The sequence below is a fragment of the Streptomyces sp. NPDC058308 genome, from assembly GCF_042880275.1.
Classification (GTDB): domain Bacteria; phylum Actinomycetota; class Actinomycetes; order Streptomycetales; family Streptomycetaceae; genus Streptomyces.
This window is the reverse complement of record NZ_JBHVZA010000013.1, coordinates 25,618-46,984: the sequence shown is the minus strand read 5'-3', so window position 1 is coordinate 46,984 and position 21,367 is coordinate 25,618. Positions and strand designations below refer to the sequence as shown.

General features: G+C 71.0%; 19 protein-coding genes and 1 tRNA gene. 13 read left to right on the top strand and 7 right to left on the bottom strand.

Annotated elements, in window-relative coordinates; translation table 11 throughout:
• The first annotated feature begins 2 nt into the window (after positions 1 to 2).
• Both ACFVYL_RS19075 and ACFVYL_RS19070 read left to right on the top strand, forming a co-directional pair.
• Positions 3 to 1,574, top strand: coding sequence for an alpha/beta hydrolase (locus tag ACFVYL_RS19075; protein WP_389717386.1), 1,572 nt, complete (start codon positions 3 to 5; stop codon positions 1,572 to 1,574).
• 84 nt (positions 1,575 to 1,658) lie between these two features.
• Positions 1,659 to 1,732: transfer RNA gene (locus tag ACFVYL_RS19070), tRNA-Thr, on the top strand.
• Positions 1,733 to 1,826: 94 nt separating this feature from the next.
• On the opposite strand, the gene ACFVYL_RS19065 is transcribed toward ACFVYL_RS19070, so the two are convergent.
• The gene (locus tag ACFVYL_RS19065) at positions 1,827 to 2,774 is read right to left on the bottom strand and encodes a LysR family transcriptional regulator (protein WP_389717383.1); all 948 of its coding nucleotides are present in this window, start codon (positions 2,772 to 2,774) and stop codon (positions 1,827 to 1,829) included.
• Positions 2,775 to 3,287: 513 nt separating this feature from the next.
• Between ACFVYL_RS19065 and ACFVYL_RS19060 the strand changes: the two genes are divergently transcribed.
• Positions 3,288 to 4,346 (top strand): streptomycin biosynthesis protein, encoded by a 1,059-nt coding sequence (locus ACFVYL_RS19060; RefSeq protein ID WP_389717382.1) that lies wholly within the window; start codon positions 3,288 to 3,290, stop codon positions 4,344 to 4,346.
• Positions 4,347 to 4,459: 113 nt separating this feature from the next.
• Here ACFVYL_RS19060 and ACFVYL_RS19055 read toward each other — a convergent pair whose 3' ends face one another.
• From ACFVYL_RS19055 to ACFVYL_RS19045, 3 genes are all read right to left on the bottom strand, one after another.
• The gene (locus tag ACFVYL_RS19055; RefSeq protein ID WP_389717727.1) at positions 4,460 to 5,821 is read right to left on the bottom strand and encodes an aldehyde dehydrogenase family protein; all 1,362 of its coding nucleotides are present in this window, start codon (positions 5,819 to 5,821) and stop codon (positions 4,460 to 4,462) included.
• A gap of 68 nt (positions 5,822 to 5,889) precedes the next feature.
• Positions 5,890 to 6,990 (bottom strand): phenazine antibiotic biosynthesis protein, encoded by a 1,101-nt coding sequence (locus tag ACFVYL_RS19050; protein ID WP_389717379.1) that lies wholly within the window; start codon positions 6,988 to 6,990, stop codon positions 5,890 to 5,892.
• 190 nt (positions 6,991 to 7,180) lie between these two features.
• Positions 7,181 to 7,579 (bottom strand): hypothetical protein, encoded by a 399-nt coding sequence (locus tag ACFVYL_RS19045; RefSeq protein ID WP_389717377.1) that lies wholly within the window; start codon positions 7,577 to 7,579, stop codon positions 7,181 to 7,183.
• Positions 7,580 to 8,045: 466 nt separating this feature from the next.
• Here ACFVYL_RS19045 and ACFVYL_RS19040 point away from each other — a divergent pair, with 466 nt between their 5' ends.
• Together ACFVYL_RS19040 and ACFVYL_RS19035 are read left to right on the top strand one after the other, a co-directional pair.
• Positions 8,046 to 8,408, top strand: coding sequence for a YybH family protein (locus ACFVYL_RS19040; protein ID WP_389717375.1), 363 nt, complete (start codon positions 8,046 to 8,048; stop codon positions 8,406 to 8,408).
• Positions 8,409 to 8,570: 162 nt separating this feature from the next.
• A complete protein-coding gene (locus tag ACFVYL_RS19035) occupies positions 8,571 to 10,130 on the top strand; it encodes an MFS transporter (protein ID WP_389717373.1) in 1,560 nt (519 codons plus the stop codon).
• A 62-nt stretch (positions 10,131 to 10,192) separates the two neighbouring features.
• Here ACFVYL_RS19035 and ACFVYL_RS19030 read toward each other — a convergent pair whose 3' ends face one another.
• Positions 10,193 to 11,104 carry a LysR family transcriptional regulator gene (locus ACFVYL_RS19030; protein WP_389717371.1) on the bottom strand — a complete coding sequence of 304 codons (912 nt, stop codon included), beginning with the start codon at positions 11,102 to 11,104 and terminating at the stop codon, positions 10,193 to 10,195.
• A 275-nt stretch (positions 11,105 to 11,379) separates the two neighbouring features.
• Here ACFVYL_RS19030 and ACFVYL_RS19025 point away from each other — a divergent pair, with 275 nt between their 5' ends.
• The 3 genes from ACFVYL_RS19025 to ACFVYL_RS19015 all read left to right on the top strand — a co-directional run bounded on the left by ACFVYL_RS19025 (position 11,380) and on the right by ACFVYL_RS19015 (position 13,770).
• On the top strand, positions 11,380 to 11,934 hold the full coding sequence (locus ACFVYL_RS19025) for an adenylyl-sulfate kinase (protein WP_389717367.1): 555 nt from the start codon (positions 11,380 to 11,382) through the stop codon (positions 11,932 to 11,934).
• A 106-nt stretch (positions 11,935 to 12,040) separates the two neighbouring features.
• Positions 12,041 to 12,829, top strand: a complete 789-nt coding sequence (locus ACFVYL_RS19020; protein ID WP_389717364.1) for a class I SAM-dependent methyltransferase — start codon at positions 12,041 to 12,043, stop codon at positions 12,827 to 12,829.
• Positions 12,830 to 12,858: 29 nt separating this feature from the next.
• The gene (locus ACFVYL_RS19015; RefSeq protein ID WP_389717363.1) at positions 12,859 to 13,770 is read left to right on the top strand and encodes a sulfotransferase domain-containing protein; all 912 of its coding nucleotides are present in this window, start codon (positions 12,859 to 12,861) and stop codon (positions 13,768 to 13,770) included.
• Positions 13,771 to 13,929: 159 nt separating this feature from the next.
• On the opposite strand, the gene ACFVYL_RS19010 is transcribed toward ACFVYL_RS19015, so the two are convergent.
• Positions 13,930 to 15,912, bottom strand: a complete 1,983-nt coding sequence (locus tag ACFVYL_RS19010; RefSeq protein WP_389717360.1) for a protein kinase — start codon at positions 15,910 to 15,912, stop codon at positions 13,930 to 13,932.
• A 210-nt stretch (positions 15,913 to 16,122) separates the two neighbouring features.
• On the opposite strand from ACFVYL_RS19010, the gene ACFVYL_RS19005 reads away from it, so the two are divergent.
• The 3 genes from ACFVYL_RS19005 (at position 16,123) to ACFVYL_RS18995 (ending at position 18,245) form a co-directional block, all read left to right on the top strand.
• Positions 16,123 to 16,716, top strand: coding sequence for a TetR/AcrR family transcriptional regulator (locus ACFVYL_RS19005; protein WP_389717358.1), 594 nt, complete (start codon positions 16,123 to 16,125; stop codon positions 16,714 to 16,716).
• A 175-nt stretch (positions 16,717 to 16,891) separates the two neighbouring features.
• On the top strand, positions 16,892 to 17,392 hold the full coding sequence (locus tag ACFVYL_RS19000; protein WP_389717725.1) for a cupin domain-containing protein: 501 nt from the start codon (positions 16,892 to 16,894) through the stop codon (positions 17,390 to 17,392).
• Between the two features lie 76 nt (positions 17,393 to 17,468).
• Positions 17,469 to 18,245, top strand: a complete 777-nt coding sequence (locus ACFVYL_RS18995; RefSeq protein ID WP_389717723.1) for an SDR family NAD(P)-dependent oxidoreductase — start codon at positions 17,469 to 17,471, stop codon at positions 18,243 to 18,245.
• 9 nt (positions 18,246 to 18,254) lie between these two features.
• Here the strand turns inward: ACFVYL_RS18995 and ACFVYL_RS18990 are convergent, their stop codons facing one another.
• On the bottom strand, positions 18,255 to 19,052 hold the full coding sequence (locus ACFVYL_RS18990) for an alpha/beta fold hydrolase (RefSeq protein WP_389717356.1): 798 nt from the start codon (positions 19,050 to 19,052) through the stop codon (positions 18,255 to 18,257).
• A gap of 80 nt (positions 19,053 to 19,132) precedes the next feature.
• Between ACFVYL_RS18990 and ACFVYL_RS18985 the strand changes: the two genes are divergently transcribed.
• The gene (locus tag ACFVYL_RS18985) at positions 19,133 to 20,527 is read left to right on the top strand and encodes a PLP-dependent aminotransferase family protein (RefSeq protein WP_389717354.1); all 1,395 of its coding nucleotides are present in this window, start codon (positions 19,133 to 19,135) and stop codon (positions 20,525 to 20,527) included.
• Between the two features lie 95 nt (positions 20,528 to 20,622).
• Positions 20,623 to 21,216, top strand: a complete 594-nt coding sequence (locus tag ACFVYL_RS18980) for a hypothetical protein (RefSeq protein ID WP_389717351.1) — start codon at positions 20,623 to 20,625, stop codon at positions 21,214 to 21,216.
• The last annotated feature ends 151 nt before the right edge of the window (positions 21,217 to 21,367 follow it).

Below are 21,367 nucleotides of genomic sequence, written 5' to 3'. Positions count from 1 at the left end.
TGATGGACACCAGCCGTCGCGCCCGTCGCAGCCGTCACCCTTCGCTCCGCACGTGGGGCACTCTGCTCGTGACCGCCGGACTGCTCATCTCCGGCTGTTCGGCGAAGAGTTCGACGGCGGACGCCTCCTTGGCGTCGGTGTCCCGCTCGGTGCCGGCCGAGCTCGCCCCGTACTACGGGCAGAAGCTGCGCTGGCACGAGTGCGGTGTCCCCGGTTTCGAGTGCACCTCCATGAAGGCGCCGCGCGACTACGCCAAGCCCGCGACCGGCGACATCAAACTGGCGGTCGCCCGCAAGAAGGCCACCAAGAAGAGCGGCCGCCTCGGCTCGCTCCTGGTCAACCCCGGCGGCCCCGGCGGCTCGGCGATCGGCTACCTCCAGTCGTACGCGGGTCTCGGCTACCCCGAGGAGGTCCGCGCCCACTACGACATGGTGGCCGTCGACCCGCGCGGCGTGGCCCGCAGCGAACCCGTCACCTGCCTCGACGGCAAGCGGATGGACGCGTACACGCAGACCGACGTCACGCCCGACGACCGGCGCGAGACGGAGGACCTGAGCACCGCCTTCAAGGCGTTCGCGGCCGGCTGCGAGCAGCAGTCGGCCGACATCCTGCCGCACGTCTCCACGGTCGAGGCGGCCCGCGACATGGACGTCCTGCGCGCGGTGCTCGGCGACGAGAAGCTGTCGTTCGTCGGCGCCTCGTACGGGACGTTCCTCGGCGCGACGTACGCCGAGCTCTACCCCGCGCGGGTGGGCCGTCTGGTCCTCGACGGCGCGATGGACCCCTCGCTCTCCGCGCGCCGCATGAACGAGGAGCAGACCGCCGGTTTCGAGACGGCCTTCCGGTCCTTCGCGAAGGACTGCGTGGCACGCGGCGCGGACTGCCCGCTGGGCGACAGGAGCCCCGAGGACGCGGGCAAGCGCCTGAAGGCCTTCCTCGGCGAACTGGACGGCACGCCGCTGAGCACGGGCGACAGCAGTGGTCGGCAGCTCGGCGAGGCGCTCGCCACGACGGGCGTGATCGCCGCGATGTACGACGAGGCGGGCTGGCCCCAGCTGCGCGACGCGCTCACCTCGGCGATGAAGAACAGGGACGGCTCGGGCCTGCTCGCCCTCTCCGACGGCTACTACGAGCGGGACGGCGACGGAAAGTACGCGAACCTCATGTTCGCCAACGCGGCCGTGAACTGCCTGGACCTGCCGCCCGCCTTCAGCTCCCCGGACGACGTGAAGAAGGCGCTCCCCGCCTTCGAGAAGGCCTCCCCGGTCTTCGGCGACGGCCTTGCCTGGACCTCGCTGAACTGCACGTACTGGCCGGTGCGGGCCACGGGCACGGCACACCGCATCGAGGCGAAGGGCGCGGCCCCGATCGTGGTCGCGGGCACGACCCGCGACCCGGCGACCCCCTACCGCTGGGCGAAGGCCCTGGCCTCCCAGCTCTCCTCCGGCCATCTCCTCACATACGAGGGCGACGGCCACACGGCGTTCGGCCGCGGCAGCGAGTGCGTCGACTCGACGATCAACGCGTACCTCCTGAAGGGCACCGTCCCGAAGGACGGAAAGCGCTGCTCATAGCCCTGACGAGGGGCTGTGCGGAGCACCCCCGAAAACTGTGTAGACTTGGCCGCGTTGCCGATCGCACGATGGTGCGGACGGCGTGCCGCCTTAGCTCAGATGGCCAGAGCAACGCACTCGTAATGCGTAGGTCTCGGGTTCGAATCCCGAAGGCGGCTCCGTGGAAGCCCCAGGACTCACTCGCCGTGACCTGGGGCTTTTGCTTTTGGCGTTTCGGGTCTCCCGCGCAGGCCGTCAGCCGTGCCTTCGGTGCTACTGCGGCGACAGCGTCGGCTGGGGTACTGACGTGGGGGCCGATTCGGGCGTCGGGGCCAGTGGGGCCGGGCGGGCGAAGGACTGGCGGCAGTGGTGGACCAGTTCGCGCAGGGCCGGGTTTTCCGTGGAGGACCAGGCCAGGGAGAGGACGGGCTCGGTGTGGATGCCCTCGATGGGGCGGGTCGTCAGGCGGGGGCGGTGCTGGGCCACCAGGGACTCGGAGAGGATGGCGACGCCCAGGCCGCGGATGGCCAGGTCGGCGATCGCGCTGGGCGCGCCGGCCTGGAACGCGATCTCGATGTCGACGCCCGCCGCCGCGCACGCGTCGTCGAAGACCTTGCGCACCCCCGCGCCGGTCGGGAGGCTCACCACCGAGTGGTGGGCCAGGTCCTTCAGGGTCACCTGGGGCTGCTCGCAGAGCGGGTGGCCGACCGCCATCGCGGCGACCAGGGGCTCGCGGATGATCTCGTACGCCTCCAGGCCGGGCGGTGGCGTGCCGGAGGTGCTGACGAGGGCGAGGTCGGCGGTGCCCGCGCGGAGCCGTTCAAGGAGGCGGTCGGAGGTGTCCTCCAGCAGGACGATCTCCACGCCGGGGTGCCGGTGGTGGAACGCGGACAGTGCGTCGAAGAGTGGCGTGACCGTGCAGGCGGTCACCATGCCGACCACGAGCCGGCCCCGGACGAGGCCGTTCACCTCGTCCACCGCCTGACGGACGGCGTCGGCGGCGGCCAGCGCGGACCGGGCGTGCCGCAGTGCGGCGACCCCGGCGGGGGTGAGCCGGACGGTGCGGCCCGAGCGGTCGAACAGTGACGTCCCGAGGTCGTGCTCCAACTGCCTGATCTGGGCGCTCACTCCGGACTGGCTGATGTGCACGCGCTCGGCGGCGCGGGTGAAGTTCTCCTCCTCGGCCACTGCGACGAAGTATTCGAGCTGCCTGAGTTCCATGCCTCCTGATTCTAGTAATGGGGTGGGGGATCTGTGGGGGTTCTTGTTTCTTCAGAGGGGGTGCAGTAGGAGTTCAGTAGGAGGGTCTCTGTCAAGTCGTTTGAGGAATTTGGCTTGAAACCGCGCAGTCGGTGCTTGCGTGACACCTTCCGTAGTGGCTCCTTCAGGTACGCGGGCGGTAATTTAAGTGAACAACTATTTCAGGCTTCGGTGTGAGTGCTCGTGCGGGCTCGCCGGGGCGTCTTTCTCCATGCCCGATGCTGCCGAGACACCGCGCTGTCGGGCTACCGTCCGGCCGGCGCGCAGTCCGTTCCGCGCTTTCTACGAAGCATGTATCAGCATGTATCTAAATCAACCTGTGGGAATCGGCGATTCCGTTTCGTTGGGTGGCGCGTTCGAGCAGAGGGCGAACTCTGAACAGGGGGCGACGGGTTCATGTATGCGAGCGAGTCGACAGAAGTTGCGGAAGACGAGACGACCGGGAACGGAATACGAGACCACGTAAGAGAGGAAATGCGTGGGGAGAAGCCGTGGGAAGTGCGGCCGCACTCCCTGCCCGTGGAACGGGTCGCCGTCGACCTGCTCTGGTCGGCCGACTCGCCCCGCCTCGTCGGTGAGAACGTCGACCACATCCGGGTCCTCGCCGAGTCCGGGGCCGACCTGCCGCCCATCCTGGTGCACCGGTCCACGATGCGGGTCATCGACGGCATGCACCGGCTGCGGGCGACGGTGCTGCGCGGTGACCGGGAGATCGCCGTACGGTTCCTCGACGGGTACGAGGCCGACGTCTTCATCGTCGCCGTCCAGGCGAACACCACGCACGGGCTGCCTCTGACCCGGGCCGACCGCAACGCCGCGGCGACGCGGATCATCCATTCCCACCCGCAGTGGTCGGACCGCATGATCGCCTCGTTCGCCGGTCTCTCGCCCAAGACGGTCGGCAGCATCCGGCGCCGGCTCGGCGACGGGCTGCCCGCCGCGCCGGTACGGATCGGCCGCGACGGCCGGACGCGTCCGGTCAACAGTTCCGGGGCGCGCGCCGCCACGGGCGAGTTCATCCGGACCCATCCCGACGCCACGCTGCGGCAGATCGCCGGTGCCGCGGGGGTGTCCCGGTCCACCGCCCGTGACGTGCGCAGAAAGCTGGAACAGGACGACCTCGACCTGCCACGGCCGCGCGCCTCCCGGCAGGACGCGCCCGACCTCACGCCGGGCGCGACCGTACCGGCGCAGGTGGTGACCGGCCGCGCGACGACGCCCTCCGTGTCGGCCCGGGTGGCACCCGACCCCGTGGAAGGGGCGGCGGCGCCGGTGACGTCCGGGACCGTCGCGCCGGTCGCCGCGGAGCTGATCCCGATCCTGAAGCGCGACCCCTCCATCCGCTTCACCGACTCCGGCCGCCTGCTGCTGCGGCTCCTTGACGCGGCCACCCTCCCGCCGGACGAGTGGAACCGGCTCATCGAGAGCGTCCCCGCCCACTGCGTCGACATGGTGGCGGACGTGGCCCGGGCCTGCGGTGAGGTCTGGCTCAACGTCGCACAGGAAGTGGACAGCCGCGCCTCGCTGAAGTGAGCGTTCACTGAGGAGGGGGAGGGGGAGGGGGAGAGAGGGAGGGGCTTCGGCGCGTGTGCGTGTGTCCCTCGCTCCTCAGTTCCCGGCTCTCCAGCTGACTCGCTTCCGCGCGATCAGTCCCGTACCACCGTCTTCGTGCGCATCAGGAAGTCCGCGAGGTACCCGTCGTGCGGCAGCCCGGGGCGCATCCAGTGCGTCGGATGGTCGCCGACGTACAGGTTGGCGATGGTCGGTTCCGCAAGGAGTTGGTCCAGGAGTGGCTCCTGGCCGGTCAGGGCGGTGAGGACCAGGCTGTCCCGTAGCGGGGCGATGCCGTCGGCCGGGCGCCAAGGGGCCACCCATACGCAGGGGAAGGGGAGTTCGGCGCCCAGCTGCGGGGCGTCGGCGCGGTCGAGTTGATGGACGGCGGGGCGCAACACCGCGCTGCCGTCGCCCAGTTCGTCGGCGACCGTGTCCGCGCCCAGCCAGGCCCTGGCACCGGCGGCGCGGCGCTCCACGTATGCGGCGAGCGCCCGTGCGCCCGCGACCGGTTGTACGGGCAGGACGGCTTTCGGGTGCTCCGGCGGGAAACTGGGCAGCGCCGAGAACCGTTCGGCGAGTGCCTCGCACAGGGGGGCCGGATCGCCCTCGACCAGGATGGCCGTCGTGTTCACGCAGCCCGTGCCGCCGCGCCCGGCCACCGAGTCCACGAGGGTGTCGAGGTGGTCGCGCCAGTCGACGTCGGCCGTCAGGAGGATCTTGGAGCGGCCCGGGCCCTGGAGCAGGACGGTGGGGTCGGCGCCGTACTTGCGGACGACGTCCTCGCCGCCGTAGACCATGCCCAGGTCGGCGCCGCGCAGGACGGCGTCGGCGCCCGCGTGGTCGGTGGGCAGCAGTGTGATCTCGTCGTTCCCGAACCCCGCGGTGCGCAGCGCCGTGACGAGCCGGTGCGGGGTGAACGGCTCGCGGCGGGAGGGCCGGACCGCGACGCGGAAGCCCAGTGCGAGCGCCTCGGGCCACAGGCTGTGGGTGCCGGGGTGGTTGCCGGCCGCGTGGACGGCGAACACGTCGCCGCGCCGGGTGTGGACGGCCCGGCCGGACCGGGCGAGCGGGTCGCGCCAGTCGGTCACCGCGCCGGCGGGCCGCGCCTGCGCGATGCCGGACCCGATGTCCCGGAGCCGTTCGGCGATGCGGTCGACGGCCGAGGCGACCTCGGTGAGCGGGACGCCGCCGACACGGCTGACCAGCAGGCAGTACTCCGGCACGCTCAGGCCGGCGACGGTCCCGGTCGCGAACAGGTCGGCGGCCGCGGCGATCCGCCGTATCCGCGCGTCGGGCGGCGCGGATGCCGCGCGTCGCAGCGCGGACATCGTGCGGCTGGTGAACGGCGGTGGTACGAGGCTCAGTTCGGCGAGGGGGTGGCCGGTCACGTCCGTGACCGACTGACGGTTCCTGGCCCGGAACGCGCCGCGCGGACCGAGCGCGTCGAGCTGCATGGGTGCGTTGTCCGGTGTCTGTACGGGTGCGTTGTCCGCTGTCTGTGCCGGTGTGTTGTCCGGCGCCATCAGTACACCCCCTCGACCACGTCCTCGTTCTCGAACCTGGAGACGGGGGCGATGTCGGCCACGGAGTCGCCGGGCCCGCCGTCGAGCGGCTCGACACGGGTGGCGAGATCGCGTTCGAGGTTGTTGGGGAGCAGGAACGACTTGCTGATGTGGCTGGCCACCACTCGGCCGCGCTCCCCGTACGCCACCGGGCGCATCGTCTCCGGGTCGACGACCGAGAAGGTCACGTAGGGGCTCAGCGTGTCGAAGACGCAGGGGTCGTCGTCGCTGAGGCCGGGGCGTTCACCGGCGAAGCCCAGGATCATCGTGCTGCCGTAGTTCCCGGAGAAGACGGTGTCGGGGAAGATCTCCGTCCGGTACACCTGGCGGGAGTCCGGGTCGAGCTGGGTGCCGCCCCAACGGATCGCCCTTACCTTCTCGTTGATCAGTTCCACGAGATCGTCCCGCCGGGAGATCCGCTCCAGGACCGGTGGCGTGACGGTGAGGATGCCGATGTTCTGGGAGCGCAGTACGTCCGCCGCCTGGTCGACGACGTGCTCGGCGTAGTCGTCGGCCTCGCTGCCGCGGCCCCCGGATATCAGCCGCTTCACCCAGCGCGGGTCGAGGTCGATGGTGAACCCGTGGGTGCCGTGCGTGGTCGCCGAGCCCCGGAAGAACTCGCCGACGATGTGCGGGCCACTGGGAACGATTCCCAGCCAGTTTGCGCCCCGTGGGAAGCCGTGTGCGTCGAGCTGCTCGCTGGTCCAGGCCAGCAGGCGCTCACGCCAGTCGCCGAGCAGGACGACGCGTTTGGGGGCGCCGGTGGTGCCGCCGCTCTCGAAGACGCCCCGTACGTCCGGGTGTTCGCCGTAACCGCGCGGGATCAGGTCCTCGGCGGGGACGGTGCGCAGTTCGGCGGCGACGTTGGGGAAGCGTACGAGATCGGCGTGGCTGGAGATGTCGGTGCGCGGGTCGAAGTCCAGGGACTTCGCGCGCTCCAGCCAGTACGGAGAGCCGGTCTCGGGGCCGAAGTGCCACTCCATCGCGGCCTTGATGTATTCGTCGGGGTCGGGCCGGGTGCCGGGCGGGAGGTCGAGGACATCCCAGGTGTTCGACGTCATGTGGTCGTTGCCCTCCCGGCTATGTGGTCCATTTCGAAGTCGGTGCCGAAGTCGGTGTCGAAGTGCGGGCAGGAGTCCCGGAATTGGCGGGGAAAATGGATTGGAGCGAGGCTCGACAATTTTCCCCGTGAAAGAAAACCGTAGACATTGGAACCGGGGCCATTCCGTCGTGTCAACACCGGTCAGGCCCTCACATTCCGTCAGCGCCGACGGGATCGCCGATGACCTGACCCAGTGGCCGGCCGTCGGTCTCCAGGCCGGCGAAAGCGGGGCCCAGGGCCTGCAGCGTGGCCAGTTCGTGCAGGCCCTCCACCGTGCCCTCCGCCTCGAAGGTGACGCGCACGTCGGGCGGTCGGCCGATCAGTGCGAGCGCGGCGTTCGGCGGCATCTGGTCGAGCGGTGGCCGCTCGTGCTCCCAGAGCATCATCGCGCCCCACCGGTTCTGTTCGCGGTCCGCCAGATAGATCTTCAGCCGCAGGCCCGGCACCTTGGTCCAGTGGTCCAGCGTGTTCTCCCGCAGGTGCGCGCGCATCGAATCGATGGTCTGCGGCGTGCCGTCCAGATGCCACCAGGCGACGTCGACCCTCATCGGAACGCTCGCGTGGCGTGACTGTGCATGCGCGGAGTGTGACTGGAGGTGGGTCGTGTGGATCGCATGGGTGACATGGGTGCCTCCGTCTTCGGTGTGCGGGGTGGGGGAAGAGAGGGGAGGGGGCGGGCGGGCCGTCGGCAGGGGGCGGGCCGCTTGTCGGGGCAGTGATGGTACGGCGGGAGCGCCGAAGTGATGACTGAGGAATTCCTCAGTTGCCGCAGCCGCTCATGCCGCGAACCCGTCCACCCGCGCGTGCCGCGAACCCCGCCACCCGCGCGTGCCGCGAACCCGTCCAGCCGCTCGTGCCGCGTACCCGTCCACCCGCTCATGTCCCGAACCCGGCCACAGGACCGATCCAGATCCATTGCTTCTGGCAGCCAGAAGCAATGGGAGTTGGACTTGCCTGTTCCGCGCGACCAAGCTGGTCGGTGCTGGAAATCAGCTCTGAACGAGAGGCCCCCCTGTGTCCGAATACGAGAAGGCTTACAAGCCGGAAGACATTACGCGTCTGTTCGTGGAGCGCGCCAACAAGGGCGACGCGACCGGCGTCGCGGAGCTCTACGCGGAGGACGCGGTCGTCGCCTTCCCGCCCGGGCAGATCACCGAGGGGCGCGAAGCCATCCGCAAGCTGTGGGAGATGGCGATGACGCGTAACCCCAAGTTCGAGCCGGAGGAGCCCCTCCCGACTCTGATCAACGGTGACATCGCGCTCACGTCGACCCCGCCGAAGGACGGCACGGGCGCCCGCGCCCAGGTGGTCCGCCGCCAGGCCGACGGTTCCTGGCTGCGCATCCTCGACCAGCCCGAGTTCATCCAGCCCAACTAAGTACGGCCAACTAACCACGGCCCAACTAAGTACGGCTCGACCAAGCGCGGCTGCTCGACCAAGTACCGCTCGACCAAGTACCGCTCGGCCGAGCGCGGTTCGGCCGAGCACCGCCCGGTTCGAGTTCGCGCACGTCAGCGACAGATGTGGGGGAGATCGGTCATGGCCAAACGATGGTGGACCCTGGTGGTCGTCTGTGCGTCGACCTTCATGATCCTGCTGGACGCCACCATCGTCACGGTCGTGCTGCCGCAGATCCAGAGCGGGCTCGACACGAGCTTCGCCGACGCGCAATGGGTGGTCGACGCCTACTCGCTCACCCTCGCCGCGATGTTGCTGGTCGGTGGTTCGCTGGCCGACCGCTTCGGCTACCGCAAGCTGTTCCTGGTGGGACTCGCCGTCTTCACCGTCAGCTCGCTGCTCTGCGGCGTCTCCTCCACCCCGCTGATGCTGATCCTCTCCCGCGCCGCGCAGGGCATCGGCGGCTCCGTCATGTACGCCACGTCACTGGCGCTCCTCGCCCGGAACTTCACCGGCAAGGAGCGGGGCGTGGCGTTCGGCATCTGGGGCGCGGTGACGGGCATCGCCACCGGACTCGGGCCGGTCTTCGGCGGGTTGATCGCCAGCAACATCAGCTGGCGCGGCATCTTCCTCGTCAACGTACCGATCGGTCTCCTCGCCATCCTGGTGACGCTGTGGCAGGTCGAGGAGTCCCCGGTGCGGCGCAAGCTGCGTCTGGACTGGCCGGGCTTCGTCCTCTTCACCAGCGGACTCGTCGCGCTGATCTACGGTCTGATCAGGGCCGGCGAGACCGAGTGGGGCAACACCGACGTCGTGCTGTGGCTGGGCGCGGCCGCCGTGCTCCTGGTCACCTTCCTGATCGTGGAACTCCGCTCCGAACAGCCGCTGTTCGACCTGTCGCTGTTCCGTACCCCGACGTTCGTCGGAGGGTCGGTCGCCGCGTTCACGATGAACGGCTCGCTGTTCGCGATGCTCCTCTACCTCGTGCTGTATCTGCAGAACGGACTCGGCTACTCCGTCCTGGAGTCCAGCGTGCGCCTGCTGGTGATCAGCGTGTGCGCCCTGGTGGCGTCGACCGTCGCGGGGCGGCTGAGCAGCCGCCTGCCGGTGAAGTGGCTCATCGGACCGGGGCTCTTCCTCGTCGGCGCCGGGCTGCTCCTCATGTCGGGCAACGACGCGTCGAGCAGCTGGGTCCACCTCATCCCGGGCTTCGTCGTGGCGGGCATCGGCAGCGGTGTCGTGAACCCGCCGCTCGCCTCGACCGCCGTCGGCGTGGTCACACCGGACCGGGCGGGCACCGCGTCGGGGATCAACATCACCTTCCGGCAGGTCGGCATGGCCGCCAGCATCCCCGTACTCGGCTCCATCTTCACGGCGTCGCTGCACGACGACGTCATCGGCAACCTGTCGGCCGTCCCGGAGCTGGCCGACCGGGCCCCGGCCATCGCCGCCGCCGTCGAACACGGCAACGTGTCCGGACTGAGCGACGACATGCCCGCGCCGCTGCGGGACCAGGTGGCCACCGCGCTCCACTCGGGGTACGCCGAGGCGCTCAACGACCTGCTGATCATCACCGGTGTCGTGGCCCTGGTCGGCGCGCTCTTCTCCTTCATCCTGATCCGCTCCAAGGACTTCCTGGCCGCCAAGCCGCCGCCGCGGGACGCCGGGGTCGAAGCCGGTGAGCCGCAGCCGGTGAAGTGACGCGCGGCCGGTGAAGTGACGCGCAGCCGGGCGGGCCGTGCCCCGACGAGGCTGACGAGGCGTCAGGAAGCTGTCCGCGCCGCGTCGTCCCGTTCCTGAATGCGGTCGAGCGCATGCTGGACGACCGCCTGCGCCGCCGGGTCGATCGTCCGGTCGTCCGGCCACGCCAGATACAGCCGCCCGTGCATGTCCGGGTCGCTGAACGGTACGAGGCGCAGGTCGTCGCCCGCTGAACGGACGGCCCCCCGCGGCAGGATCGCCACACCGAAACCGCGCGCCGCCATGTCCACGAGCGCCTGGGGATCACTCGCCGAGAACGCGATCGGCGCGTCGATGCCGGCCGTGGCCAGGGAGATGTCGAGCTGGCGCCGGGTGCCGCTGTCGCTCGGCAGCGAGATCAGCTGACGGGGCGCGAGTTCCTTCAGGAACAGGGAGTCCCGCTCCGCGAGCTCGTCGTCCGCGCGCAGCACCGCGACGAGCGGGTCGGCGTGGACGACCTCCGTGCGCAGGAACGCCGGGGGCTCCACGGCCATGCCGAGAAACGCCATGTCGAGTTCGCCGTCCTTGAGCCCATCGACGAGATCGTCGGTGCTGCCCTGCCGCAGGGCCACCTCCACGGCGGGATGCGCCGCCTGGAAATCCGCGAGCATCCCGGGCACGTCCAGGGACGCCACCACCGTCACCATGCCCACGTTCACCTGGCCCCGCAGCAGCCCCGCCACCTGGTCGACGGCGAGCCGGGCGTTGCGCACCGCGGCCAACGCCGCCTTCGCGTAAGGCAGAAGGGCCTCGCCCACGGCGGTGGGGCGGACCGTGCGGCCGGACCGGTCGAGCAGTTCGTATCCGAGTTCCCGCTCGAGGCGCCGGATCTGCGCGCTCACCCCTGGCTGCGTCACATGGACCCGGGCGGCCGCTCTGGTGAAGTTGCCGTCCTCGACGACAGCGACGAAGTACTCGAGTTGGCGTATCTCCATAACTGACCGATCTAGGCTTCAGTACGAACAGATATTGGACGCCCGGTAAACGCCGGGACAATACTGACGGGGTCGCTCGATCGGCGTCCATTTCACGGGGCTGCTCGGAATTCCTTGAGTAATGCACGTATTACTGCATGTATTGCTGCATGCAGTAATACGTGCAGCAATGCATGGTGAATTTTCGGGGCCCAAAATTTCTGAGGAACTTTACAGCAGCACAGACGTGCTGTGAAGAGTTCCGGCGACCGTACGTCCACTGAGGGAGGCCATCCATGGGAACCAACGGGGTTGGAGGCGCCGATTCCGGCGGCACGGTCATCTGGGTGACCGGGCTTGCCGAAGCCGGCAAGACGACGGTCGCGCGCGAACTCGTCCGACAGCTGCTCCAGCGCGGTCGGCAGCCGATTCTGCTGGACGGAAACCAGGTGCGGACCGCCCTCGGCATGACCTCCGGTTTCGACCGGGAGAGCCGGATCAAGGCGTCCATGACCTACGGTCGCCTGTCGCAACTGCTCGCGGGGCAAGGGCATGTCGTCGTGGTCGCGACGATCTCGCTGTTCCACGAGGTGCAGCGGTGGAACCGCGAGAACCAGCCCGACTACTTCGAGGTGCTGCTCGACGTTCCGGTCGAGGAACTCCAGCGCCGGGACAGCAAGGGCGTCTACAGCGGGAACGACGCGAAGGACATCGTCGGAATCGGGCAGTCCGCCGAGTTCCCGACCGATCCCGATCTCGTCGTCACCAACTACGGGGACATCGACCCCAAGGCCGCGGCGACCATGATTCGACTCGCGCACGAGGAGCGGTTGAGTTCCGCGGTGGCGTGAGGGGGGGCAGCCGCCCGCCTCGTATTCGGTGAACCTTCGCGAAGGTTCGATGAGCCTTGCCAAGGCTTTTCTGTTTCAGTGAAAAATAAAAGGAGCTCTGCCTCGCATGACGACGTCGACGAAGCTTAAGCACGGAGATTTCACCGACCTGGCGAAGGACTACTCGAAGTACCGCGAGGGGTACGCGACCTCGGTGCGGGACGCCCTGATCGGTCTGGTGGGCCGCCCGGCCGCCGAACTGGACGCCGTCGACGTCGGCGCGGGCACCGGCCTGTGGACCCGCATCGTGGCGGACGGCGGATTCCGCTCGGTCACCGCGGTCGAGCCGAACGACAACATGCGGGCCGAGGGCATCTCGGACTCCGCCGACTACTCGATCGACTGGCGGGCCGGGCAGGGCGAGAAGACCGGCCTGCCGGACGAGTCGGCCGACCTCATCAGCATGGCGTCCTCCTTCCACTGGGTCGACTTCGAGGTGGGCACCGCGGAGTTCTGCCGTGTGCTGCGCCCGGGCGGCTGGTTCGTCGCGCTCTACAACCCGCGGCTGATCGAGGTGAACCCCGTCCTCGTGGACATCGAGAACGAGCTCAAGCGGCTCATGGGGGAGCGCAAGCGGATCACCTCCGCCCACCCCCAGATGATCAAGGAGCTGTCGGACAAGTTCAACGCGAGCCCGCGCTTCGACGACGTCGTCGTCCTGGAGGGCCGCCACTCCGTCGAGCAGACCGTCGACCACTACATCGGCCTCTGGCAGTCGGTGAACGACGTGCGGGTCCAGCTCGGTGACGCCAAGTTCGAGCAGTTCCTGGACTTCATCCGCGAGCGCCTCGCGGACGCGCAGAAGCTCGAAGTCACCTACCTGACCAGGGCGGTCGCGGCGCGCGCCAAGAAGTGACCCACCCCGCAGGAGACAGGAAGTGTGACATGACCGAGGACTCCCAAGTCCGGGAGAAGCTGCGGCCGGACGAGCTGGCCCGGCGCAGCGCGCGGCTGCTCGGCGAGAACGACATCGTCGTGGCCGGCGACCCGGGGTCCGGGCAGGCGCTCGTGGCCAACATCGTGCACGAGCTCGGCTTCGAGTACCTCGACCCGTACGTCGAGTCGCCCGACGAGCGGGACGGCGCGGCGCAGGCCGTGGAGACCCAACTGGAGTACTACCGCAAGCGGTTGGCGGCCACGTCCGAGCGCGACAGGGACGGCGTGGCCGAGGCGCCGGGCGGAACCGACGCGAAGCGCTTCATCAAGACGCACTTCTATCCCGAGGTGTTCGCCGACTCCGCGGTGAACAGCGCGATCCTCGTGGTGCGGGACCCGCGGGACACGATCTACTCGTCCTACAAGTGGTTCTCGTCCTTCGGCGGCTCGTGGATACCGGACGCCGCCGACATGATCGGGAAGCTCACGTACCCGGACTTCCTGGACCGCGTGCGACTCGGTGACGGCGAGCCCTCGATCCCCGGCTGGGCCCGCTTCTACCGGAGCTGGCTGGAGGCGGCGCCGGAGTTCTCGAAGTTCGCGGTGGTGCGGTTCGAGGACCTGAAGTCCCATCCGGTCGGCGCGATCACCGCGATGCTCGCCGCGCTGGGGCTCTCGGTGACACCGGAGGTCGTCGCCCGGGCGGCCGACCGCAGTTCCTTCAAGGCGATGCGCGCCCGCGAGGACGCGGCGTCCGCCGGTGAGGACGAGTCCACGAAGAACGCCCGCATCATGCGGCGCGGGCAGGTGGGCGAGTGGCGCGAGTGGATCGGCGAGGGAGACCTGGCCGAACGCTTCGCCCACCCGGCCCTGACGGCGACGGCGGCCCGCTTCGGTTACGAGGCGACGCCGACGAAGTAGGCGCAGAGGGTGACGTAGACGCACGGAAGGCCAGGTCACGTGTCGCGTGGCCTGGCCTTCCGTGCGGTACGGCATCGGCGTGGGCCGTACCGATCGCGCGTACGGGCGGCGGCCAGGCCCTGTCGTCCAACTCCCGCCTGCCTAGCGAAGCCGGGGAACCTAACGCGCCCAGCGCTGGGAGTCCTTGCCGGACGCGCACGTCGCGGTGGCCACGCCGCCCCCGTAGGCCAGGTCGAGACAGCCGCCGTTGCTCGTGCTCTTCAGGGTGCCGCCCGAGCCCCAGCGCCAGAGGCGTGCGCTGCCCTGGGTGCAGTCGCCGACGAACACGGCCTGGCCCAGCATGTTGGCGACCAGGCAGGAGCCGGACTGCTTGTTGACGACCTTGAAGCTGTTGTTCTCCGCGCGCACGGTCTTCCAGGAGGCGCTCGGGTCGCCGCAACTCCCGGCGTCCGCGGAGCCGTAGACCTGGGTCAGGCACGCCTCGGTGTCGGCGTTCTTCAGGCGGAAGGGGCCTGTGGAGGAGGAGCCGCCGCCTGAGCCCCCGCCGCCCGGTGAGCCGGAACCGGAACCGGAGCCCGAGCCGGACGGGCCGTCTCCGTCGGCGCCACCGGAGTCGCCGGACCCACCGGAGCCGTCGGAACCGGAACCACCGGCGCCGTCGGAATCACCCTTGTCTCCGGCCCCGGCCCCGGCCGACCCGCCGCCCTCCCCGTCCCGTGACGACCCGTCCTTGGCGTCGCCCTTGTTCTTGGGGTCCTTGGGATCCCTGCGGCCGTCGCCGTCCTCGGAGCCCTTGGACTTCTTCGGATCCTTCGACTTCTTCGACCCGGGCTTCGCCGTGCCGCCCGCGCCGGGCGGCTGCGACGGGTCGGCCGGTGCCGCGACGGAGACGGACGGCGTCGAGCCCGCCGCGGCGTCCGACCCGCTGACGAACGGCAGGTTCTGGAGGGCGAGGGTCGCCCCCGCCGAGACCACCACGACGGGGACGACGGCCAGCATGATGCGTGTCCGCCGCCGCTCGCGCCGCGGGGGCCCGGCCTCGGGGGTGGTGTCCGCTACGGGGGCGGGGCCCTGGACGGCCGCGGGCGTAACCTCCGGGGCGGTCGAGGGGGCGGTCGAGGGGGCGGTCGACGGTGTGGTCGACGGCGTGGTCGAGGGAGCCGTCGGTGGGGTGTCCGGCAGCGCCGTCGGCGGCACCCGCGCGGCGAAGGCGGCCCGTTCCGTCAGCAGTTCCAGGACGGGAGCGGGCCAGACGGGAGCGGTCGGCGGACCGTGCCGGTCGGCGAGTTCCACCAGTTCGGGGGCGGTCGGGCGGCCCTCCGGATCCTTGTCGAGGCAGGTCGCGACGAGCTCCGCAAGGTCGGCGTCGCGCTCGCGCAACGGCGCGAGGTCGGGCTCGTCGTGCACGATGCGGTAGAGCGGGCTGCCCTCGCCCGCGTCGGAGAACGGCCAGCGGCCGCTGGCCGCGTAGCCGATGAGGAGGCCGAGCGCGAAGATGTCGGACGCGCTGGTCAACCCCCGTTTCCCCGAGGCCTGTTCGGGCGACATGTACGCGGGCGTACCGACGACGAGCCCGGTCTGCGTCAGCTGGCTCTGCTCGGCGGCGCGGGCGATGCCGAAGTCGATGAGGGTGACGCCGTCGAGGGTCAGCATGACGTTCGACGGCTTGAGGTCCCGGTGGACCATGGCGTCGCCATGCACGGCCGTCAGGCCCTCGGCGACCTCGCGCAGCAGCAGCCACAGGGCGTCGCCACCGAGCGCGCCGCCGTGCTGCCCGACGGCCTCGGACAGGGTGATGCCCGGCACGTACGCGGTGGCGAACCAGGGCGGTTCGGCGGTGCGGTCGCTCGCGAGCAGGGGCGCCGTGGCGTCGGCCGGCAGCCGTGCGAGGTTGTCCATCTCCTGCCCGAAGCGGCGCAGGAACCCCCGGTCCTCGGCGACGACGGACGCCAGCATCTGTTTGACGGCGGCGTACCGCCCGTCGACGACGCCGAGGTACACCCGTCCCATGCCGCCGGCGCCGAGCCTGCCCACCAGTGGGATCGTCCCGATCCGCCGCGGGTCCTGCGGGCGCAGCGGTTCGGCGCCGCTGCCCGTCAGCTCGAACCCGTCGTCCCCGCTTGTCCCGCCTGCCCCGTTCACGCTCTCCCCGTTCACCGGCCTCCCCGTGGCCGGACCCGCAGTCCGGCCACAGTCTGGCCCATTGATCGGCCCGAGTGGAAGATCTTTCTAGAAACCCATTCCAAAACCCCTTCCAAACCCCTTCCAAACCCCTTCCAAAGCCCCTTCCCTTTCCGCGGCCGGGGCCGTGGAAATGCCGTGGAAATGGAGTGCTCTACGCTGGTTGTCACGATGAGTCCCAAGCAACAACGCGGCGCGGAAACCGCCGATCGTCTCCTGGTCGCGGCGTTGCAGGTGTACGCGGAGTCCGGTGAGCGTGGCGTCACCGTGAACGCCCTCGGCAGGGCGAGCGGAGTCAGTCTCGGCAGCCTCTACCACCACTTCGGCAGCGTCGACGGGCTCATGAACGCGCTGCTGCTGCGCTGGCTCGGCCGGCTCCTCGACGAGCTGACCGCCGCCGTGGCGGGCTCGCGCACCGCCCGGTCCGGGGTCCGCGCCCTCGTGCGGGCCTACTTGGCCTTCGTACAGGAGCACACGGACGCTGCCCGGCTCCTCCACTCGTCCTACGCCGACCGGGCCGGGATGGCCCGGGCCAAGGAACTCCGCGACACCCAGGAGGCCCGGCTGTCGCCGCTGGCCGACTGGGTGGAGGAGCACCTCGCCTCGGGGGAGCTCGCCCCGCTCCCCGTGCCCTTGGTCGAGGCGCTGGTCATGGGACCCGTCGTCGCGACCGCCCGCCGCTGGCTCTCCGGCATCGACGATGTCGACCTCGACGAGGCCGCGCGCGTCCTGCCCGACCGGATCTGGCGCTCGATCGGCCCGTGAAAGACAGGCTCTGAGGCCGGGGTTATGACGCTCTCGGCCCGGGGAGCGATCGACCATGGTCGAAAAAGTCGAACAGGACGGGCAGGCCGGCCGGGGCGAACAGGCCGGTCGGGACGGACAGGTCGGTCGGCAGGGACAGGCCGGTCGGGACGGAGCGGCCGAAACAGCCGAAGAGGTGGCCGCGCGGTACGGGCTGAGCCCGCTGCCCGTGGAGGGCGGACTGTTCCGGCGGACGTGGGCGGGCCCGCCGGACGCCACAGGACGCCCCGCGGGATCGGCGATCGTCGCGCTCCTGACCACCGCCCCCGGCGACTTCTCCGCCCTGCACCGGCTGCCCGCCGACGAGGTCTGGCACTTCTACGAGGGCGACGTGCTGGAACTGCTGCTCCTCGCGCCCGACGGCACGGACCGGACGGCGGTCCTGGGCGCCGACGGCCACGTACAGCTGGTGGTCCCCGCGGGGACGTGGATGGGGGCGCGGGTCAGGCACGGCGGACGGTACGGATGGGCGCTCTTCGGGACGACCATGGCGCCCGGGTTCGTCGACGAGGACTACGAGGGCGGGGACGCCGAGGAGCTGAGCGCGCGGTACCCGGGGCGGGAGCGGCTCGTGCGGGAGCTGTGCCGGCCCGGAGAACCGCTGCGGATGCGGGGAGAGGACGACTCCGATGCGTGACGACCTGCGCGATGGGGCGGGGGACGGCCTGCGGGACGGAGCGGGGGACGACCTGCACGACGGGGCGGGGGACGGCCTGCGGGACAGCGCGTTGCCGGGGCTTTCCGGGCGCGTGGCCCTGGTCACCGGGGCGAGCGGCGGTATCGGTGCGGGGATCGCCCGGCGGTTCGCGCAGGCGGGCGCCGCGGTCGTCCTCCACTACCGCAGCGGTGGGCAGCGGGCCGAGGAGCTGGCCGGGCGGATCGTGGCGGCGGGCGGTGACGCCGTCGCCGTACCGGCGGACCTGACGCGGGAGGAGGAGTGCCACCGCCTCGTCGAGAGGGCGCACGCCTGGCGGGGACGGCTGGACGCGCTGGTCAACGGCGCCGGGATCCAACCGCTCCAGGAGCTCGCCGGCATGACGGCCGCGGACTGGCGGGAGGTGGCGGAGGCCAACGTGACGAGCGCGTTCTGCTGCACACAGGCGGCCGCCGGGCTCATGGCCGGGCAGGACGGCGGCGGTACGGTCACCCAGATCGCCTCGATCGAGGGGTCGAGCCCCGCCCCCGGCCATGCGCACTACAGCGCGTCCAAGGCCGCCCTGATCATGTTCGCCCGCTCGGCGGCCCTGGAGTACGGGCCGCGCGGCATCCGCGTCAACAGTGTCTCGCCCGGACTGATCGACCGGCCGGGACTGGCTGAGGACTGGCCCGAGGGCGTGGCGCGGTGGGGCCGGGCGGCGCCGCTCGGGCGCCTTGGGCGGCCCGAGGACATCGGCAGCGCCTGCGTGTTCCTCGCCTCGGACGCGGCGTCCTGGATCACCGGGATCGACCTGGTGGTGGACGGCGGGGTGGGGGCGCGGCCGACCTGGTAGGCGGGGAGATCAGGCGATGCGGGCCAGCCAGGTGCGGAGCGCGGAGTTGAACACGTCGGGGCGTTCCAGGTTCGGCATGTGGGCCGCCGACTCCACGACGTGCAGCGCGGAGTCGGGGAGCGCGGCGTGCATCGCCTCGGCGTCGGAGACCGGGGTGTACGTGTCGTCGCGGCCCACGACGACGAGGGACGGGACGTCGGCGCGGGTCAACAGGGCGCGGTAGTCGGGACGTTCGGCCCGGCCGCGCAGGGCGGCGGCCGCTCCCTCGGGCGGGGCGGCCAGCATCATGCGGTGGACGCGAGCGGACGCCTCCGTGTTGTACGGGGCCACCATCTTGTCCCGCACCTCGTCCGCGTACCCCTTCATGCCCTCGGCGAGGAGGCGGTCGGCGAGGGCGTTGCGGGCGGCCTTGCCCTCCGGGGTCTCGGCCGCGGGGAAGGTGTCCGCGAGGAGCAGCCCCGTGATGCGCTCCGGGAACAGGCGGTAGCACTCCATCACGATCTGGCCGCCCATGGAGAGGCCGCCGAGCGCGAACTCCCGTACGCCCAAGTGGTCCAGGAGCGCCGCGAGGTCCGCGGCGAAGGTGGCGAAGCCGGTGGTGCCGGGGACGACGGTCGACTCGCCGTAGCCGCGCAGGTCCGGGGTGATGACGCGGTGCGTCGCGGCGAGGGCGGTGCGCTGCGGGGACCACATGGAGCGGTCGAAGGGGTGGCCGTGGAGGAGGACGAGGGTGCCCCGGGTGCCGCCTCCGCCTCCCCTCTCGTCGTCGTAACCGATGGTGATGCCGTTGAGCTGCGCGGTAGCCATGTGATGAGGCTAGGCGGGCGAACTCGTCGGTGCAATAAGGTCTTTGCTCTCGGTGCAATGACCGGATGGAGGGGTGCGTGATGGCTCAGCGGGACGACTACCGGCGGGTGGCCGATGACGTGGCACGGGAGATCGAGGCCGGGGCGCTGCGGGCCGGGGAACAGCTGCCCCCGCAGCGGGCCTTCGCCCGGCGCAGACGGATCGCCAACTCCACGGCCATCCGCGTGTACGGAGAGCTCGCCCGACGGGGCCTGGTCGTCGGCGAAGTGGGGCGCGGCACCTTCGTACGCGCCGCCGCCCCGCACCCCGGCGGCGCGGCCCTGACCGAGGTCCCGCCCGGCCGCCCCGCGCCCCCGGCCGTCAACCTCGAACTCAACTACCCCGTGACCGAGGGCCAGTCGGAGCTGATGAGCAGGTCCCTCACGCCGCTGCTGAGGCCCGACGTGCTGCTGGAGTCGACCCGGACCGCGGCGCCGGACGGCACCCCACAGGCGCGGGAGGCCGCCGCCTCCGTCCTCGCGCGGGGCGGCTGGCGGCCGGAGCCGGAGCGGGTGCTGTTCGCGGGCAACAGCCGGCAGGCCATCGCCGCCGCGCTCTCCTCGATGGCCCGTCCCGGCGGCCGCATCGGCGTCGAGGAAGTGACGTATCCGCTGGTGAAGGCCATCGCCGGGCAGCTCGGCGTGCGGCTCGTGCCGGTCGCCGTTGACGATCAGGGCATGGTGCCCGGCGCGCTCGCCGACGCCCACCGGAAGGCGCCCCTCGGCGGTGTCTACGTACAGCCGACCCTGCACAATCCGCTGTCGGTCACGGCGGGGGAGGAGCGGCGGCGGCAACTGGCCGACACCATCGAGGAGTTGGATGTGCTCGCCGTCGAGGACGGTACGTGGGGGTTCCTCGCACCGGACGCGCCCACTCCGCTCGCCGCCCTGCTGCCCGGACGCGTCGTCTTCGTGGACAGCCTCTCCAAGCGTCTGGCGCCCGGCCTCACCGTCGGCATGCTCGTCACCCCGCCCGCCCACGCGGATGCCCTGGCGCGCGGCCTGCGCTCCGGGGCGTGGACGGCGGGGGCGTTCAACCTGGCGGCAGCCGTGCGGTGGGTCGCCGACGGGACCGTGGAGACGCTGACGGCGGCCAAGCGCGCCGACGCGGCCGTACGGCACCGCATCGTGCGGGAGCGGCTGATCGACGCGGGCGTGAAGGGCCGGTTCCGTACCGATCCCCGCGCGTATTACTGCTGGTGGGAGCTGCCCGCGCCGTGGCGCGCCGAGACGTTCGTCGCGGCGGCGGCCGACCGGGGCATCGCCGTCACGCCGGGCTCGGCCTTCGTCGCGGACGGCCACTCGGCGCCCGACGCGGTACGGATCGGCCTCGCGTCACCGCCGCCGGAGGTCCTCGCGCAGGCGCTGGGAGTGCTGGGGGAGCTGGGGATGTCGGGAGTGTCCGGGGTGCCGGGGGTGGCTTCCCGTACGTCTTGAGGGGGACGCCGGGTACGACCTCTGTCTTGCGGTGGGGGCGGCTTTTCGTTCTGTGGCCGTACGAGATCGGGGGACGGGGGCCGAAGACTGGTCGTATGCCCTTTCGCACGCCCCCGAGCACACCCCTGAACACGCCCCTGAGCAAGAAGAAGGCCGGTGCCGTCGTCCTCACTACGGCCGGATGCCTGGTCGCCGTCGGCACCGTCGCCGTCGCGGCGCCCGCGCTCAAGGACAGCGCGCTGATGCCGGACGCCGTCAGCGAGCACGTCTTCAAGGAGAAGACGAAGTCCTTCGCGACGGCGGCGGACGCGCCGGACAGGGGTGACCTGGCGTTCGTGCTGCCCGCCTGGATCCCGAAGGACGCCGAGAACGTCAGGGTGAAGGTGAAGACGACCGGCGGAGCGAAGCTCATCCGCTTCACGCTCGGTGCGGACGGCCGTGGCGAGCACGGTGGCGCGGGTACGTGGGCGGGGCGGGGCAGGGACTGCGGGGCCGGCGCGTCCCGGGTCGGTGCGCCGGAGCTCGACGCGCCGTGGTGGCCGGACCGCACGCCGACCCGGTCCCGCACCGAGTGCGGCGACTTCCTCCAGTACCGGGTCGCGGTCCTCGGGGACACCGTCTACGCCTGGACGAACGGGGGCCTTTCCATGGCGGTGGACGGGTCGGCCGCGGGGCGTGACAAGGGCTAGGCGGGGCGGGGCGGGGCGGGGCGTGGCAAGGGCTAGGCGGGGCGTGACAAGGGCCAGCGGGACGGGCAGGACTTTCGCGGACACGGCCCGAGCCCCGGCGCGCTCAGAGTGGCAGGCACTTATGAGGATCCTGTCAGGCCTCCATGCGAAT

Coding starts and splice junctions, on each gene's coding strand:
- ACFVYL_RS19075 (WP_389717386.1), top strand. CDS start 3: ATGGACACCAGCCGTCGCGCCCGTCGCAGCCGTCACCCTTCGCTCCGC.
- ACFVYL_RS19065 (WP_389717383.1), bottom strand. CDS start 2,774: ATGGAACTCAGGCAGCTCGAATACTTCGTCGCAGTGGCCGAGGAGGAG.
- ACFVYL_RS19060 (WP_389717382.1), top strand. CDS start 3,288: ATGCGTGGGGAGAAGCCGTGGGAAGTGCGGCCGCACTCCCTGCCCGTG.
- ACFVYL_RS19055 (WP_389717727.1), bottom strand. CDS start 5,821: ATGCAGCTCGACGCGCTCGGTCCGCGCGGCGCGTTCCGGGCCAGGAAC.
- ACFVYL_RS19050 (WP_389717379.1), bottom strand. CDS start 6,990: ATGACGTCGAACACCTGGGATGTCCTCGACCTCCCGCCCGGCACCCGG.
- ACFVYL_RS19045 (WP_389717377.1), bottom strand. CDS start 7,579: ATGAGGGTCGACGTCGCCTGGTGGCATCTGGACGGCACGCCGCAGACC.
- ACFVYL_RS19035 (WP_389717373.1), top strand. CDS start 8,571: ATGGCCAAACGATGGTGGACCCTGGTGGTCGTCTGTGCGTCGACCTTC.
- ACFVYL_RS19030 (WP_389717371.1), bottom strand. CDS start 11,104: ATGGAGATACGCCAACTCGAGTACTTCGTCGCTGTCGTCGAGGACGGC.
- ACFVYL_RS19025 (WP_389717367.1), top strand. CDS start 11,380: ATGGGAACCAACGGGGTTGGAGGCGCCGATTCCGGCGGCACGGTCATC.
- ACFVYL_RS19020 (WP_389717364.1), top strand. CDS start 12,041: ATGACGACGTCGACGAAGCTTAAGCACGGAGATTTCACCGACCTGGCG.
- ACFVYL_RS19015 (WP_389717363.1), top strand. CDS start 12,859: ATGACCGAGGACTCCCAAGTCCGGGAGAAGCTGCGGCCGGACGAGCTG.
- ACFVYL_RS19005 (WP_389717358.1), top strand. CDS start 16,123: ATGAGTCCCAAGCAACAACGCGGCGCGGAAACCGCCGATCGTCTCCTG.
- ACFVYL_RS18990 (WP_389717356.1), bottom strand. CDS start 19,052: ATGGCTACCGCGCAGCTCAACGGCATCACCATCGGTTACGACGACGAG.
- ACFVYL_RS18985 (WP_389717354.1), top strand. CDS start 19,133: ATGGCTCAGCGGGACGACTACCGGCGGGTGGCCGATGACGTGGCACGG.
- ACFVYL_RS18980 (WP_389717351.1), top strand. CDS start 20,623: ATGCCCTTTCGCACGCCCCCGAGCACACCCCTGAACACGCCCCTGAGC.